Annotated in this window: 12 protein-coding genes (1 of these 12 running past the window's edge); 6 read left to right on the forward strand and 6 right to left on the reverse strand. The window is 59.3% G+C overall.

Annotation, left to right across the window (positions count from 1 at the left end):
• Window positions 1-54: 54 nt before the first annotated feature.
• From AB5Y81_RS21415 to aspA, 3 genes are all read right to left on the reverse strand, one after another.
• Window positions 55-1,155 carry a porin gene (locus AB5Y81_RS21415; RefSeq protein ID WP_279974458.1) on the reverse strand — a complete coding sequence of 367 codons (1,101 nt, stop codon included), beginning with the start codon at window positions 1,153-1,155 and terminating at the stop codon, window positions 55-57.
• Window positions 1,156-1,355: 200 nt separating this feature from the next.
• Window positions 1,356-2,675 carry an anaerobic C4-dicarboxylate transporter gene (locus tag AB5Y81_RS21420; protein ID WP_005309503.1) on the reverse strand — a complete coding sequence of 440 codons (1,320 nt, stop codon included), beginning with the start codon at window positions 2,673-2,675 and terminating at the stop codon, window positions 1,356-1,358.
• A 127-nt stretch (window positions 2,676-2,802) separates the two neighbouring features.
• Window positions 2,803-4,245 (reverse strand): aspartate ammonia-lyase, encoded by a 1,443-nt coding sequence (aspA, locus tag AB5Y81_RS21425; protein WP_005309505.1) that lies wholly within the window; start codon window positions 4,243-4,245, stop codon window positions 2,803-2,805.
• A gap of 449 nt (window positions 4,246-4,694) precedes the next feature.
• Here aspA and AB5Y81_RS21430 point away from each other — a divergent pair, with 449 nt between their 5' ends.
• A complete protein-coding gene (locus tag AB5Y81_RS21430) occupies window positions 4,695-5,171 on the forward strand; it encodes an FxsA family protein (RefSeq protein ID WP_042051174.1) in 477 nt (158 codons plus the stop codon).
• Window positions 5,172-5,194: 23 nt separating this feature from the next.
• On the opposite strand, the gene AB5Y81_RS21435 is transcribed toward AB5Y81_RS21430, so the two are convergent.
• Window positions 5,195-6,595 carry an MATE family efflux transporter gene (locus AB5Y81_RS21435; RefSeq protein ID WP_279485510.1) on the reverse strand — a complete coding sequence of 467 codons (1,401 nt, stop codon included), beginning with the start codon at window positions 6,593-6,595 and terminating at the stop codon, window positions 5,195-5,197.
• A gap of 181 nt (window positions 6,596-6,776) precedes the next feature.
• Between AB5Y81_RS21435 and AB5Y81_RS21440 the strand changes: the two genes are divergently transcribed.
• The 5 genes from AB5Y81_RS21440 (at window position 6,777) to AB5Y81_RS21460 (ending at window position 11,541) form a co-directional block, all read left to right on the forward strand.
• Window positions 6,777-7,070 (forward strand): co-chaperone GroES, encoded by a 294-nt coding sequence (locus tag AB5Y81_RS21440; protein WP_005309514.1) that lies wholly within the window; start codon window positions 6,777-6,779, stop codon window positions 7,068-7,070.
• Between the two features lie 42 nt (window positions 7,071-7,112).
• Complete coding sequence (gene groL / locus AB5Y81_RS21445; RefSeq protein WP_005309517.1) at window positions 7,113-8,747, forward strand: chaperonin GroEL; 1,635 nt, start codon at window positions 7,113-7,115, stop codon at window positions 8,745-8,747.
• A 95-nt stretch (window positions 8,748-8,842) separates the two neighbouring features.
• Window positions 8,843-9,340, forward strand: a complete 498-nt coding sequence (locus tag AB5Y81_RS21450; protein WP_005309520.1) for a hypothetical protein — start codon at window positions 8,843-8,845, stop codon at window positions 9,338-9,340.
• Window positions 9,341-9,363: 23 nt separating this feature from the next.
• The gene (locus tag AB5Y81_RS21455) at window positions 9,364-11,295 is read left to right on the forward strand and encodes a bifunctional diguanylate cyclase/phosphodiesterase (protein WP_017785684.1); all 1,932 of its coding nucleotides are present in this window, start codon (window positions 9,364-9,366) and stop codon (window positions 11,293-11,295) included.
• Between the two features lie 57 nt (window positions 11,296-11,352).
• Window positions 11,353-11,541: a hypothetical protein gene (locus AB5Y81_RS21460; protein WP_080628999.1), complete on the forward strand. Its 189-nt coding sequence runs from the start codon at window positions 11,353-11,355 to the stop codon at window positions 11,539-11,541.
• A gap of 73 nt (window positions 11,542-11,614) precedes the next feature.
• Here the strand turns inward: AB5Y81_RS21460 and rluA are convergent, their stop codons facing one another.
• Window positions 11,615-12,271, reverse strand: coding sequence for a bifunctional tRNA pseudouridine(32) synthase/23S rRNA pseudouridine(746) synthase RluA (gene rluA, locus AB5Y81_RS21465; protein WP_279484809.1), 657 nt, complete (start codon window positions 12,269-12,271; stop codon window positions 11,615-11,617).
• A 221-nt stretch (window positions 12,272-12,492) separates the two neighbouring features.
• Window positions 12,493-15,191, reverse strand: the 3' portion of a protein-coding gene (gene rapA / locus AB5Y81_RS21470) for an RNA polymerase-associated protein RapA (protein ID WP_279484808.1). The gene runs 169 nt beyond the window's last position; the window shows 2,699 of its 2,868 coding nt (coding positions 170-2,868); the start codon falls outside the window, past its right edge; its stop codon occupies window positions 12,493-12,495.

Genomic DNA, 15,191 nt, shown 5'->3' on the forward strand with positions numbered 1-15,191 from the left:
TAAAAAAACCGGCCGCAGGCGGCCGGTAAAAAATACAGTAGGCTACAGGAAGACTTAGAAGTTGTACTGCAGGGCCACGGCGACCACGTCGTCGGTGTTCTTGCCCAGCGAGTTGGTGTGGGAGTCAGAACCGTTGTTGTCCAGCAGGTTGATCTTGTAGTCAACGTAGGCGTTGAAGTTGTCGGTGAAGTTGTACCAGGCACCGATGGAGACGTATTCGGTGGCGGTGTCATCGATGCCGTGGGCGCTGTCCTTCACGTCGGTACGCAGGTAGGCCACGGACGGCTTGAACTTGCCGAAGGCATACTGGGCGACGGCTTCGTAGCCATCCATCTTCTCGGCATAGCCGTTGTAGCTGGAAGTGCTGACGTACATGTGGTCTTCACCGTGGGAGTAGGTGGCAGCCAGGTAGAGGTCGCCGACGGCGTACTTGGCGCCCACGCCGTACAGTTTGGCGTCGCTGTCGCCACCGAAGGAGGCGTTGGCAGCCTGCTCGTCGGTCTTGCCGGCCTGGTTGTAGGCGGCACCCAGGCTCAGGCCCATGTCGAAGTCATAGTTGGCGGACACGGCGAAGCCTTCGGCGGAACCCTTCGGATTCCAGGTGCTGTTGGTGCCAGTCAGGTTGGAGCGATCGGCGTTCTGCGGATCGTTGTTGCCGGTGAACTGGGCACCCAGGGTCAGGCCCTGATAGGTGTAGATGTATTGAGCCAGGCCATTGGTACGACCGGTGCCGAACACTTCGGTGTCCTTGCCCAGGCCGTCACCACCCCACTCGGGCAGCACGTCGGTGTAGTTGTTCACGGCTTTGGTGAACAGGCCGTCCTGACGACCGTAGCTGAAGGCACCGAAGCGATCGTGCTTGATGCCGGCGTAGGCGTAACGCAGCTCGTCATTGTCGGAACCTGAGGTCGGCAGGTTGTACTCGGCAAAGCCGAAGGCCTGCATTTCCGGAGCAATCTTGGTTTCGCCGGCAACGTGCAGACGCAGGTAGCTGGCGTCGCCTTCAGAACCGTTGTCATCAGTGCCGTAGTACATGCCCTGGGCGCGACCACCGATGTCGAGCTTGGTGTCGTTCTGGTTGTAAACGGTCGCGGCTTGCGCACCACCGGCCAGCAGCAGGCTGGAGATGGCCATGGTCAATGCTGTTTTTTTCATTGTTCGTTCCTCTGGTGTAAACACTGTCGGACCTGTGCTCGGCCCTGTTGATCGGTTTCTGTTCCGATAGCCCAGAGTAGCCCTGCGAACCTTGATAGAAACTGAAGCGGACAAGGATTAATTAATGGTTTGACCAGAAAGGCAGGCATAAAAAACGGCCCAGAGAGGGCCGTTTGAACATTTGTGGAATTAAATGCTGTTTAGAGCATCATGCCACCGAAGAAGAAGCCGAGCGCCACGGCGATGGCGATGGTGGCCACACCCGGTACGAAGAAGGGGTGGTTGAACACGGCCTTGCCGATGCGGGTGGAGCCGGTGTCGTCCATCTCGACCGCGGCCAGCAGGGTCGGGTAGGTGGGCAGCACGAACAGGGCGCTCACGGCGGCGAAGGAGGCGATGGCGGTCAGCGGGCTGACACCCAGTGCCAGGGCGGCCGGCATCAGGGCCTTGGTGGTGGCGCCTTGTGAGTAGAGCAGCATGGCGGCGAAGAACAGCACCACGGCCAGCAGCCAGGAGTACTGGTTCAGCAGGTCGCCAGCGATGAGCTGGATGGTATCCATGTTGCCCTTCACGAAGACGTTGCCGAGCCAGGCCACACCCAGTACGCAGATACAGGCGGACATACCGGACTTGAAGGTCGGCATGTTGGTGACCTGGGTCACGTCCAGTTTGCACACCAGAGTCATGATGGTGGCCGCGGCCAGCATGATGCCCATGATGGCGCCGTCACGGGGGATCGGCGGGTTGGTGATGAGGCCCACTTTACCGGAGATGGCGGTGGCATAGGCCATCACGGCCACGATGGCGGCGATGAAGATCCAGACCGACAGCTTGGCGTAGGGTTTGATCTCGAGCTGGGTGGTACCACGCAGCTTGATCTGCCCCTTGGCCTTGCGCTCCAAGTAGACTTCATCCTGGTCCAGCGGCTTGCCCAGCATGTTGGCGACGAAAGCGCCGAGGATGCAGGCGATGAAGGTGGAGGGGATGCAGATGGCCAGCAGGGTCAAGTAGTCAACACCGAACGGCTCCAGCATGCCGGAGAAGGCGACCACGGCTGCGGAGATGGGCGAGGCAGTGATGGCGATCTGGGAGGCGACGACCGCGATGGAGAGCGGACGGGACGGGCGGATGCCCTGCTCCTTGGCCACTTCGGCGATCACCGGCAGGGTGGAGAAGGCGGTGTGACCGGTACCGGCCAGCATGGTCATCAGGTAGGTGACCACAGGGGCGGCGAAGGTGATGTATTTGGGGTTCTTGCGCAGGGCTTTTTCGGCCAGGTGCACCAAGTAGTCCATCCCGCCGGCCAGCTGCATGCAGGCGATGGCGCAGATGACGGACGCGATGATCATGATCACGTCCCAGGGGATGTAGGTGACCAGCTGATCGCTCGGGATCTGCACCCCGAGGCCCCAGGTCAGTACCAGTACCCCCAAACCACCGGCAAAGCCGATGCCGATGCTGCCTATCCGGGCCCCCAGATAGATAGCGGCGAGCACGACGAGCAACTCGATTCCAATCATAGTGAACACTCCATTTTCCAGTTTTTTTAGGTTTTATTTGGCAGAAAAGCCAATTCCCGATGGGGCTGGGCAAGACCTATCGGGAACTGACTCTATGGGCCGGGATGATCCCGGCCCATTTGCTCGCTTATACGGTGGCTTCGCGGGTGTAACGCTTGGCTTTGTATTGCGGGTTCATCAGGTTCTCGATGGAGAGGATTTCGTCCAGCTGTTCGGCGGTCAGCAGGCCGCGTTCCAGCACGACTTCACGGACGTTCTTGCCGGTCTGTGCACAGATCTTGCCGACGATGTCGCCCTCGTGGTGGCCGATGAAGGGGTTCAGGTAGGTCACGATACCGATGGAGTTCAGCACGTGGTTCATGCAGATTTCCGGGTTGGCGGTGATGCCTTCCACGCACTTCTCGCGCAGGGAGATGCAGGCCTTTTCCATCAGGCTCAGGGATTCGAACATCGCCTGACCGATCACCGGCTCCATGACGTTCAGCTGCAGCTGACCGGCTTCGGCGGCGAAGGTGATGGTGACGTCGTTGCCAAATACCTTGAAGCAGGACTGGTTGACCACTTCCGGAATGACCGGGTTGACCTTGGCCGGCATGATGGAGGAGCCAGCCTGCATTTCCGGCAGGTTGATCTCTTTGAGTGCGGTGCGCGGGCCGGAGGAGAGCAGACGCAGGTCGTTACAGATCTTGGAGAGCTTCATCGCCATGCGCTTGATGGCGCCGTGCAGCATCACGTAGGCGCCGCAGTCGGAGGTCGCTTCGATCAGATCTTCAGCCGGCACATAGGCGCGACCGGTGATCTCGGCCAGGCGCTTGATGGCCAGGGCGGAGTACTCGGGCGGGGTGTTGAGGCCGGTACCGATGGCGGTGGCGCCCAGGTTCACTTCCAGCAGCAGCTCCTGGCAACGCTTGATGGACTTGATCTCTTCGCGCAGGGTGACGGCGAAGGCGTGGAACTCCTGACCCAGGGTCATGGGTACCGCGTCCTGCAGCTGGGTACGACCCATCTTCAGGATGTTCTTGAACTCGGCAGCCTTGGCATCGAAGGCGGCGATCAGCGCTTCCAGGGCAAACAGGGTGGTGTCGGTGCTGTTCACCACGGCGACGCGGAAACCGGTGGGGTAGGCGTCGTTGGTGGACTGGCACTTGTTGACATGGTCATTGGGGTTGATGACGTCGTAGCGGCCTTTTTCCAGACCCATCAGCTCGAGGGCGATGTTGGCCAGTACTTCGTTGGTGTTCATGTTGACGGAGGTGCCGGCACCGCCCTGGTAAACGTCGACCGGGAACTGGTCGAAGCATTTGCCGGTGTTCAGCATCAGGTCGCAGGCTTCCACGATCTTGTCTGCAATTTCAGGACGGATGGTGCCCAGCTCGCCGTTTGCCAGCGCGGCGGCCTTTTTGGTCAGCACCATGCCGCGGACGAATTCCGGAACGTCAGAAATCTTCTGAGAGCTGATCTTGAAGTTCTCGACGGCGCGCAGGGTGTGTACGCCGTAGTACATGTCGTTGGAAACTTCTTTGGTGCCCAGCAGGTCTTCTTCAATGCGGACGTTCTTGATGTCGCTCATTGTAATGCCTCAGAAATCAGATAAATGGAAACGATCCTCACCGAGTGGTCGCGAGTTCCTTACGCACGGTTCATCCTGAAGCACCACACATCGAGTGGGGCGGTTGGAGGCCTTTTTTGCCTCCTTCATTACTGGCGTCGATATTACCCCAATTGAGGTATCTGATATTAGACCTGGATCACTAAATTTGAGACAACCTCAAATAACTTGTGGTCATTAAACAGATATTGCAATCGACCGATTAACTTTGACAGAACAATGACTTCAATCACAGTCCGGCAAGCCGGTTTTTCTGCGGATCCGGCGCTGCGTCACCCTCCGCACTTGAAAAGTGCGCGCTGACCCCCATTTTAATCAACAGGAACCGATATCATGGTGGGTTGGCAGCGGCATCGACGGCTGTCTGGTCTGCCGGCGGTTCATTCACATTCACCCGCACTGAGGTTGTTATGGGCAAGTTGTTTCTATTGTTGGTCGGTCTGGTGGTGCTCGAGCTCACCGTGATGATCGAGGTGGGCTCCGTGATCGGCGCCTTGCCGACCGTCGGCCTGCTCATTCTGACGGCGGTGCTGGGCTCCTCTCTGGTGCGCAGCGAAGGGATCAAGACCCTGTTCAACGCGCAGCAGAAGATGCAGCAGGGGGAGATGCCTGGACGTGAGGTGATGGGGGGCATGATGCTGGCGCTGGCCGGTCTGTTGCTGATCATCCCGGGCTTCGTGACCGATTTCTTCGGCATCCTGCTGCTGCAACCCTGGCTGCGCAACAAGCTGGCCGACAAGCTGATCGGCAGCAACCAGTTCAGAATGCAGATGGGCGGTTTTCAAAGCCGTCAGCAGCCGTTCGACGAGGTGCCTGGCAGTGACCAGCCGGGTCAATCCCCGCGCGCCGGTACCACCATCGAAGGGGAGTTCGAGCGCAAGGAGTAAGCGCTGCGCTCAATCCCGGGCCATCAGGGCTTGCCCTGATGGCACAACTGCTCGAAGCGGTGGCGGGCATACCACCAGGCCAGAGTGCCCGCCGCCAGGTTCGCCAGCAGGATCCCCAGATAAATCCCCTGTTCTCCCCCCAGTTTTGCCCCCAGCCAGGCTCCTGGCAGCAAGAAGACAAACAATCGCAAGCCGTTGAACAGAAAAGAGATGCTGGATGCCCTCACGCCATTCAAGGCGGATGCCAGCAACATCACCATGCCCTGAAAGCCGTAACCGATGGGCACCAGGTGCAGATAGAGCACGATGAGGCGCACCACCTGCGGGTGATCGCTGAACAGATCGGCGATGAAGGGGGCCAGCAGCCAGGTCAGCGCATAGACCGTCAGCTGGAACAGCAGGGCGAAGCGCATGCAGAGCTGCAGCGCCGCCTTGGCGCGGGCCGGGTTGCCGGCGCCACAGTTCTGCGAGATGAAGGGAGCCAGCACCGAGGAGAGCGCCATCATCACGATGAGCAGCAGGGCCTCAACTCTCGAGGCGGCGCCGTAGGCGGCCACCACTTCGGTGCCCAGTCCGGCGAAGATGGTCATCAGCACCGCATTGGCCAGCGGGTTGAGCATGTTGGTGAAGGAGGCGGGCACGGCCACGTGCAGCAGGGCGCGCCAGTGGGCCAGCAACTGCGGGCGCGGGGAGAGGCGCCAGCGCAGCAGGCCCTCGCGGTGGCGCAATATATAGAGGCTGACCAGCATGGCCATCAGCCAGGAGAGGGAGGTGGCGATGGCAGCCCCGCGGATCCCCCACTCGGGAAAGGGGCCTATGCCGAAGATGAGCAGGGGATCCAGCACGCCGTTGACCAGCCCGGCCACCGTCATCACCAGGCTCGGGGTCTTGGTATCGCCGGTGGCCCGGATGGCGGCATTGCCCACCATGGGCAGCACCAGCATGGGGACGGTCAGATACCAGATCAGCATGTAGTCGTAGATGAGGGCGATCAGCGCATCGCTGGCACCGAGCAGCCTGAACAGCGGGTGTATGGTGAGCGCCCCCGCCACGGCGATGAAGGTGACCAGCAGCACCGCCAGAAACAGGTTGTCGGTGGTGATGCGGGCGGCCTCTTCATGCTTGCCCTGGCCGAGGGCATGACCCATCACGGCGGAGAGGCCGGCCCCCAGCCCCATGGCCAGCGAGGTGACCACGAAGGTGACCGGAAAGGTGAAGCTGATGGCGGCCAACGCCTGGGTGCCCAGCATGCCGATGAAGAAGGTATCGACCAGGTTGAAGGCGAGGATGGCGACGATGCCGAGGATCATGGGGCCCGTCATGCGCAGCAGTACGGACGTCATGGGGGCTGTCAGCAGGGGATTGGGTCGGGTCACGGGCTGGTCTCTGTACATCTGGCGGAGTTCTGGCTGCTGGCAGCACAAACCGGTTTCCTGACCGGGACTCGGGCGATCCATCGAAGACCTTCATAGTACGTGAAAATATTTTTTTTGTATTTGCCCTTGAAGGGTTAACAAACGTACCCCACATCGGAGACATATCTAATTTGGCCAGGAATGGCCATTCCTCAAAGCAACACAGAGACTCATTTTGGGAGAGTTATCGATGAAAATTCGTCCACTGCACGACCGCGTCATCATCAAGCGCATCGAAGCTGAAGCCAAATCCGCTGGCGGCATTGTCTTGACTGGTACGGCGGCCCAGAAGTCCACCCGTGGTGAAGTTCTTGCCGTGGGGACTGGCCGAATTCTGGATAATGGCGACGTCAAAGCCCTCGCCGTCAAGGTTGGTGACAAGGTGATCTTCAACGAAGGCTACGGTGTGAAGACCGAGAAGCTGGATGGTCAGGACGTGCTGATCCTGTCTGAAACCGACATCCTGGCGATTGTCGAAGAGTAATCCACCCCTTTCCCCCAAGAATTGATTGAAGGACTGAACAAAATGGCAGCTAAAGAAGTCAAGTTTGGCAACGAAGCCCGCATCAAGATGCTGGAAGGCGTCAACATCCTGGCCGATGCCGTCAAGGTGACCCTGGGCCCGAAAGGCCGCAACGTGGTGCTGGACAAATCTTTCGGCGCTCCGACCATCACCAAGGATGGCGTCTCCGTCGCTCGTGAAATCGAACTGGAAGACAAGTTCCAGAACATGGGCGCCCAGATGGTCAAGGAAGTCGCTTCCAAGGCCAACGACGCCGCCGGTGATGGTACCACCACCGCGACCGTACTGGCCCAGGCCATCGTCAACGAAGGCCTGAAGGCCGTTGCCGCCGGTATGAACCCGATGGATCTGAAGCGCGGTATCGACAAGGCCGTGGTAGCCGCCGTTGCCGAGTTGCAAGCGCTGTCCCAGCCCTGCGCAGACAACAACGCCATCGCTCAGGTAGGCACCATCTCCGCCAACTCCGACGAGAAAGTCGGCAAGCTGATTGCCGAAGCAATGGACAAAGTGGGCCGTGACGGCGTCATCACTGTAGAAGACGGTCAGGGTCTGGAAGACGAGCTGGCTGTGGTTGAAGGTATGCAGTTCGACCGTGGCTACCTCTCCCCGTATTTCGTCAACAAGCCGGAAACCGGTGCCGTCGAGCTGGACGACCCCTTCATCCTGCTGGTTGACAAGAAAATCTCCAACATCCGCGAAATGCTGCCGGTGCTGGAAGGCGTGGCCAAGGCTGGCAAGCCGCTGATCATCGTCGCCGAAGACGTTGAAGGTGAAGCGCTGGCGACTCTGGTGGTCAACACCATGCGTGGCATCGTGAAAGTGGCTGCCGTCAAGGCGCCGGGCTTCGGTGACCGTCGCAAGGCCATGCTGCAGGATATCGCCATCCTGACTGGCGGTACCGTGATCTCCGAAGAAGTGGGCATGGAGCTGGAAAAAGCGACCCTGGAAGACCTGGGCCGTGCCAAGCGCATCGTCATCACCAAAGAGAACACTACCATCATCGATGGCGTGGGTGACGCAGGCCTGATCGAGAGCCGTGTAGCCCAGATCCGTCAGCAGATCGAAGAGACCTCTTCCGATTACGACCGTGAGAAGCTGCAAGAGCGCGTAGCCAAACTGGCTGGCGGCGTTGCGGTGATCAAGGTGGGTGCTGCTACTGAAGTCGAGATGAAAGAGAAGAAAGCACGCGTCGACGATGCCCTGCACGCGACTCGCGCTGCGGTAGAAGAAGGCGTGGTTGCCGGTGGTGGTGTGGCGCTGGTGCGTGTTGCTGCCAAACTGACCGGTCTGCGTGGCGACAACGAAGACCAGAACGTGGGTATCAAGGTTGCCCTGCGTGCCATGGAAGCTCCGCTGCGTCAAATCGTCATCAACGCCGGTGAAGAGGCCTCCGTCATCGCCAACGCGGTGAAGAACGGCGAAGGCAACTATGGCTACAACGCCTACACCGAACAGTACGGCGACATGCTGGCCATGGGCATCCTGGATCCGACCAAGGTGACCCGTTCTGCCCTGCAGTTTGCCTCTTCCGTTGCCGGTCTGATGATCACCACCGAGTGCATGGTCTCCGAGCTGCCGAAGAAAGATACCCCTGCCATGCCTGACATGGGCGGCATGGGTGGCATGGGCATGATGTAATTCAGCCTGGGTTACCAAACGGCTCGCTTTTGCGAGCCGTTTTTTTTATGGCGACTAGACTGAGTCTATTGTCAGTGACTTTATCCGAGGTGAACATGCGTGTACTGGGTTTGATTTCATTACTGTTTTCTCTGGCCATGCCGGCAATGGCGCTGGAAACGCCGCAAGGTCCCGTCATCCTGAAGGTGACCGGCAATGTACAACCGGCGGAAGCGACCGAAGGGGTGGTCTCCTTTGATCTGGCGATGCTCAAAGCCTTGCCGCAGCACGAGATCGTGACCGCCAACCCCTGGGTCGACAAGCCGCACAAATATGTGGGCCCCAAGCTGGCTGATCTGCTGGCCGCCGTCGGCGCGGATGGCAAGGCGATCACCTTGACCGCATTGAACAGTTTTCAGATCAGGCTCAACTGGGATAAGGTCAAGCAATACGACCCGATTCTGGCCTGGCAAGATGATGGGGTCACCATGCGGGTACGGAATAAGGGACCGCTTTGGTTTATCCTACCGCTGGATCAATATCCCGAGCTGAAACGCTCGGAGTTTACCGACATGATGATTTGGCAATTGAATGCCATTGATATTCAGCATTGATGTAGTGGCTTCTGGGAGCACGAGTGAAAGCAAAGACCAAGGCGTGGCCTTTACTCATCGTTCTTTATCTATCCATCCTGCTGTTCACCGGGAGCACTCTGTATTGCCTCGCACAAATACAGAATGCGACCCGGGTGATGGAGAAGTATACCTATGACGTCTCCTGGGCCCTGATGCAGTTGCAACTGGAGTTGGGGCGCTTCCTCAACTCCGTCGAGATTTACCATTATGGCGGTATCGATCACGATACCCTGATGTTGCGCTACGACATCCTCTGGAGCCGCACCCCCATCCTGCTCAGCGGCCAGTTGCGTCAGAGCATGAAGGACAAGCAGAAGACCCTGCGGCTTGTGCAGTTGATCGAAAGCAATATCCGCGAGATGGAGCCCAACATCACCAACCTGAAGTCGGGAACGCCGGATTATCAGCAGATCATGATGAGGCTGTCGCCTCTGCAGGAACCGCTCTCCTATTCCCTCGCCTCCGTGATGCAGAAGAACATCAACGTCTATTCGGGCAATGACAAGCGCTTCGGCCAGTTGCGCAATGCCCTGCTGTTCATGGTATCCGGGCTGGTGTTGTCGGTGATGCTGCTGAGCGGTCTATTGATCCGCGAGGCGCGCCGCCATTTCAGAGTGGCACGGATAGATCCCCTGACCGGGCTCTCCAATCGTCTGGCCCTGCTCGAGAAGATGGAATCCTACGCCAGCAAGGAGACGCCGTTTGGTCTGGTGCTGGTGGACATCAATGACTTTCGCGACATCAACAGCAAGTTCGGTTACAACACCGGTGACTTCCTGTTGCAGGAGCTGGCGAAACGGATGCGCGGCCTGTGTGAAAACGGTGAGTGGGTGGCCAGGCTTGGCGGTGACCAGTTCGCCATGATCCAGCGCGAGAGCAGTGATCTGCGTCAGGTGAGGGAGCTGGTAGCCCGTCTGCTGCACGCGCTCAAGCAGGACATCATCATCGACAACTATCCGTTCCGGCTGGAGGTGGGCATCGGCATCGCCTTCTTCCCGATGGACAGCAAACAGGCCCAGGAACTGCTCAGCCGGGCCGAGCAGGCACTGTTCCACAGTCGCAAGACCCATGTGCCATACGTCATCTACGACAGCTCGCTGCTCAATGAGACAGCGCGTCGCAAGCATCTGGCCAGCGACATGATCATGGCGCTGGAGCACAATGCGCTCGAGCTCTACTACCAGCCCATCGTCAACCTGGAAAGCGGCCGCTGCGAGGCGGTCGAGGCCCTGCTGCGCTGGCGTCACCCTGAGCTTGGTTTCATCCCGCCCAACGAGGTGATCCAGGTCGCCGAAGAGTTTCAGCTGGCCGAAAAGCTGGGTAGCTGGGTGCTGAATACCGCCTGTGAGCAGCTCTATCAATGGCAGCAGCTGGGCCTGGTGGATCTGCAGATGTGCGTGAACATCTCTCCCGGCATGTATCAGCGCAACCTGTTGAAGCTGGTGGCCAAGGCGCTGATGGACCACCATATCCCGGCTGCCAGCCTGGTGCTGGAAGTGACGGAAGACACCACCATGCGCGAGGTGAAAAACTCCCTGCAGCTGATGCAGGATCTCAACCAGCAAGGGGTACAGCTGGCGCTGGATGACTTCGGGACGGGCTACTCGTCTCTCAGTTATCTGCAGAAACTGCCGGTCAGCAAGGTGAAGATCGATCGCTCCTTCATTCAGGGGATCGATACCTCCATCGAAGCGTCCGAGCTGGTCGCCAACATCTGCCGTATGGGCTCCATGTTGGGCAAGAGTCTGGTGTGCGAAGGGATTGAAACCCAGGCCCAGCTCGACGTGCTGCGCACTTTGACCGACATCCATCTCTATGGTCAGGGTTATCTGTTCAGCCGTCCCGAGCAGGCGGAGAAGGTCTATCAGACCCTGCTGGAGATGGAAGAGGAGTGGCTGGAGCGGCGTCAGCCCGACAAGGCGTATTTAATTTAGCCAAAGTGCTCATGTCTGGCCTAAGATGGCCGATAGTCTTAGGGCAGGAGGTACACCATGGATATATCTAGTTCTGCATCTGCGTCATTTGGTTCTGCATTGATGACGGCCAGCCTGGCCAAGAAACAGCAGACCCAAGAAGGTGAATCTGCATTGAAACTGCTGCAAACAGCGGCTCAATCAGCACCGGTTGCACCGACATCGGCCAACGCTTCTCTGGGAAGTAAAATCGATATTCGCGTCTGACCCTAACGAAAAAGCCCCTATCTCGTCGATGGGGGCTTTTTTATGTCTGCGATATCGCAATGTCTCTCTTGGCTCAGACCGGAAAAGGGGCCGGAGCCTCGAAGGTCATCCGTTCGCCGCTGCGGGGATGGCTGATGGTCAGGCTGGCCGCATGCAGGTAAAGATGAGGCGCCGCTGTCAGGGCATCCGGGTGAGCGTAGAGGTTGTCGCCGAGGATGGGGTGCCCCAGCTCCAGCATATGAACCCGTAGCTGATGGGAGCGACCGGTAATGGGGGTCAGCTTGAGCAAGCTGTTGCCATTTTCCACCTTCAGCTTCTGCCACAAGGTCAGGGCGTGACGCCCCTCCTCAAAGTCCACCTTCTGCTTCGGGCGGTTGGGCCAGTCGACACAGAGCGGCAGATCCACTTCACCCGCATCCAGTTCCGGCTCGCCCCACACCCAGGCCAGATAGTGCTTCTCGGTTTCCCGCTCGCGGAATTGCCGGCTCAGCTCCCGGTGAGAGTTGGGATTGAGGGGGATCACCAGCACGCCTGTGGTCGCCATGTCGAGACGATGGGCTGCCGCCGCCTTAGGGTGCTGTTGTTTCACCCGATGGAGCACGCTGTCTTCATTCTCGGGGCCGCGCCCGGGGACGCTCAGCAGGCCAGTGGGCTTGTTGACCACCATGATGTCCTTGTCCTTGAACAGGATATCGAGCCAGGGTTCCAGGGGCGGTGAGTATACAAACATAGCGTCTCGCATCTTTGGTCAAAGTGGGGGCAAGCCCCCATCAGTTATGGATTACCACGATAAAAGTGCATGGCAGCCAACTCGCGTTGGGTCTGGTCGTTATCAACCAGACGATGCCTTCACCGTTTTATCAGCTATGGGTAACCACGATAAAAAGTGCATGGCATCCAACTCACGTTGGGTCTGGTCGTTATCAACCAGACGATGCTTTCACCGTTTCATCAGTTATGAGTAACCACGATAAAGCGGATGGCATCCAGCTTGAGTTGGGTCTGGTCGATCAGGTGGTGCAATTCTGCCTGCAGATTGCGCAGATAATCCAGTTCGCTGTCGCGCACGTTCGGGTTGACCGCCTTGAGCGCCTCCAGACGATCGAGATCCTGCTGCAGAGTTTGCGCCATCTGAGAACGGGCCTGCTCGACAATATTCGCCTTCAGTCCTTCGGCAATCGCCTGACCCTGGCCAATCAGACCGTGGATCACTGGCTGGGAAGCGGTGACCAGTTTGCTGCCCAGGTGGCGGTTGACCGGCGTCAGCTGGCGGTTGAAGGCATCGAAGGCCACCTTCTCACCCAGGTTGTTGCCGTTCTTGTCCATCAGCAGCCGGATTGGGGTAGGCGGCATGAAGCGGTAGAGCTGGGGATGGGCCGCAGACTCGGCAACGAAGATCAGCTCCAGCAGGATGGAACCGACCGGCAACGCCTTGTTCTTGAGCAGGGCCACCGAGGTGGCGCCGATCTCGGAGCCGAGGATCAGGTCGATACCGCCGCGCATCATGGGGTGATCCCAGGAGAGGAACGACATGTCGTCCCGCGACAGGGCGGTGGTGCGATCAAAGGTGATGGTCATGCCGTCTTGCGGCAGGCCCGGGAAGCTCGGCACCAGCATGTGATCGCCCGGCATCAGCACCAGAGCGTTCTCACCGCGATCATCCTGATTGACGCCGATCTCGTCGAACATCTTGAGGGCGAAGGAGATCATACCGGTGTCGTCATCTTCGGCGGCCAGCTTCTCGACCAGCTGCTGGGCGGCTTCGCCACCGCTGGAGTGGATCTCAAGCAGACGATCGCGGCCCTGTTCCAGTTTGGCCTTGAGGGGCTCGTGCAACTCGCGGGTGCGGGTCAGCAGTGCTTCTAGGGTCGCCTGCTCACCGGTGTTGGCGGCCAGCAGCTCGAACAGTTCGTCACGCACCGCTTCGAATACCGGGCGGGCGGTCGGACAGGTCTGCTCGAACGCATCGAGGCCATCGTGATACCAGAGCTGCAGGGCGCGCTGGGAGGTGCCCTCCAGATAGGGAACGTGGATCTCGACGGTGTTCTGCTGACCGATGCGATCCAGTCGGCCGATCCGCTGTTCCAGCAGATCCGGGTTGAGGGGCAGATCGAACAGCACCAGATGGCTGGCAAACTGGAAGTTGCGACCTTCGGAGCCGATCTCGGAGCAGAGCAGCACCTGAGCGCCCCCCTCTTGCTGGGCGAAATAGGCGGAGGCCTTGTCCCGTTCCAGGATGGACATCCCTTCGTGGAAGACGGCGGCGCGGATCCCCTCGCGGGTACGCACGGCCTCTTCCAGCGCGATGGCGGTGGCCGCTTCGGAGCAGATCACCAATATCTTCTGCTGACGGGCAGAGATCAGCAACTCAAGCAGCCAGTCGACGCGCGGGTCAAACAGGGTCCAGCTGGCGTTGTCGCCTTCAAACTGCTGGAAGATCTTCTCGGGATAGAGGTAGCGCAGGGCACGGGTTTGCAGATCGCCGCCGTTGCCACCCATCATGCCCATCACCTTGATGGCGGTCTTGTACTGCTCCGGCAACGGCATGGGGTAGACGTTGAGATGACGCTCGGGGAATCCCTGAATGTTGGCGCGGCTGTTGCGAAACAGCACTCGACCGGTGCCGTGCTGATCCAGCAGCTTGGCGACTGCCTGCTGACGGGCGGCCGCATCAGTGAGATCCAGACCATCAAGTTGGCCTGCCAGGGTCTGTTTGGCAGCTTCGCTCAGGGCCTCGCCATCCAGCAACTCCTGGGCTGCACTGGCGACTTGGCCATAGGCTTGCTCCTCGGCGAGGAAGGCTTCGTAGTCGTAGAAACGCTCGGGGTCGAGCAGGCGCAGACGGGCAAAGTGGCTCTGATGGCCCAGCTGGTCCGGGGTCGCGGTCAGTAGCAGCACGCCTGGCACCTGTTCGGCCAGCGCTTCCACCATTTCATAGGCACGGCTCGGCGCCTCCTCGCTCCACTCCAGGTGATGTGCCTCGTCGACGACCAGCAGATCCCATTCGGCTTCCAGCAACTGTTCGAAGCGGCGGCGCTTCTTGCGCAGGAAGTCGAGGCTGCAGATCACCAGCTGTTCGGTTTCGAAGGGGTTTTCCGCATCGGCAAAGGCCTCGATGCAGCGCTCCTCGTCAAACAGGGAGAAGTGCAGGTTGAAGCGGCGCAGCATTTCGACCAGCCACTGGTGCTGGAGCGTTTCGGGCAGCAAGATGAGCACGCGATGGGCGCGGCCGGAGAGCAGCTGCTGATGAATGATCATGCCCGCTTCAATGGTCTTGCCGAGGCCCACCTCGTCTGCCAGCAGTACGCGCGGGGCATAACGGTGGCCTACTTCATGGGCGATATAGAGTTGGTGCGGGATCAGGCTGACCCGGCCACCGGCCAGACCGCGGGTCGGATTGCGACGACGTTTGTGCTGGTTGACCAGCGCTTCGTAGCGCAGGGTAAAGCGGGACATCCGGTCGATCTGGCCGGCGAACAGGCGATCCTGTGGCTTGTTGAACTTGATGAAGTTGTTGAGAAACACTTCCTTGAGGGCAACCGGCTCATCATTGTCGGTGCGAACACCTACATATATAAGCAGGCCATCTTTCTCCTGCACTTCATCGACCATCATGGTCCAGTCTTCGTGACTGGCTATCTGATCGCCCA

Source organism: Aeromonas sp. s2, from assembly GCF_040907935.1.
Classification (GTDB): domain Bacteria; phylum Pseudomonadota; class Gammaproteobacteria; order Enterobacterales; family Aeromonadaceae; genus Aeromonas; species Aeromonas dhakensis.

Bases quoted from the DNA above. Each gene is read 5' to 3' on its own strand.
- AB5Y81_RS21415 (WP_279974458.1), bottom strand. From the start codon at position 1,155: ATGAAAAAAACAGCATTGACCATGGCCATCTCCAGCCTGCTGCTGGCC.
- AB5Y81_RS21420 (WP_005309503.1), bottom strand. From the start codon at position 2,675: ATGATTGGAATCGAGTTGCTCGTCGTGCTCGCCGCTATCTATCTGGGG.
- aspA (WP_005309505.1), bottom strand. From the start codon at position 4,245: ATGAGCGACATCAAGAACGTCCGCATTGAAGAAGACCTGCTGGGCACC.
- AB5Y81_RS21430 (WP_042051174.1), top strand. From the start codon at position 4,695: ATGGGCAAGTTGTTTCTATTGTTGGTCGGTCTGGTGGTGCTCGAGCTC.
- AB5Y81_RS21440 (WP_005309514.1), top strand. From the start codon at position 6,777: ATGAAAATTCGTCCACTGCACGACCGCGTCATCATCAAGCGCATCGAA.
- groL (WP_005309517.1), top strand. From the start codon at position 7,113: ATGGCAGCTAAAGAAGTCAAGTTTGGCAACGAAGCCCGCATCAAGATG.
- AB5Y81_RS21450 (WP_005309520.1), top strand. From the start codon at position 8,843: ATGCGTGTACTGGGTTTGATTTCATTACTGTTTTCTCTGGCCATGCCG.
- AB5Y81_RS21460 (WP_080628999.1), top strand. From the start codon at position 11,353: ATGGATATATCTAGTTCTGCATCTGCGTCATTTGGTTCTGCATTGATG.
- rluA (WP_279484809.1), bottom strand. From the start codon at position 12,271: ATGTTTGTATACTCACCGCCCCTGGAACCCTGGCTCGATATCCTGTTC.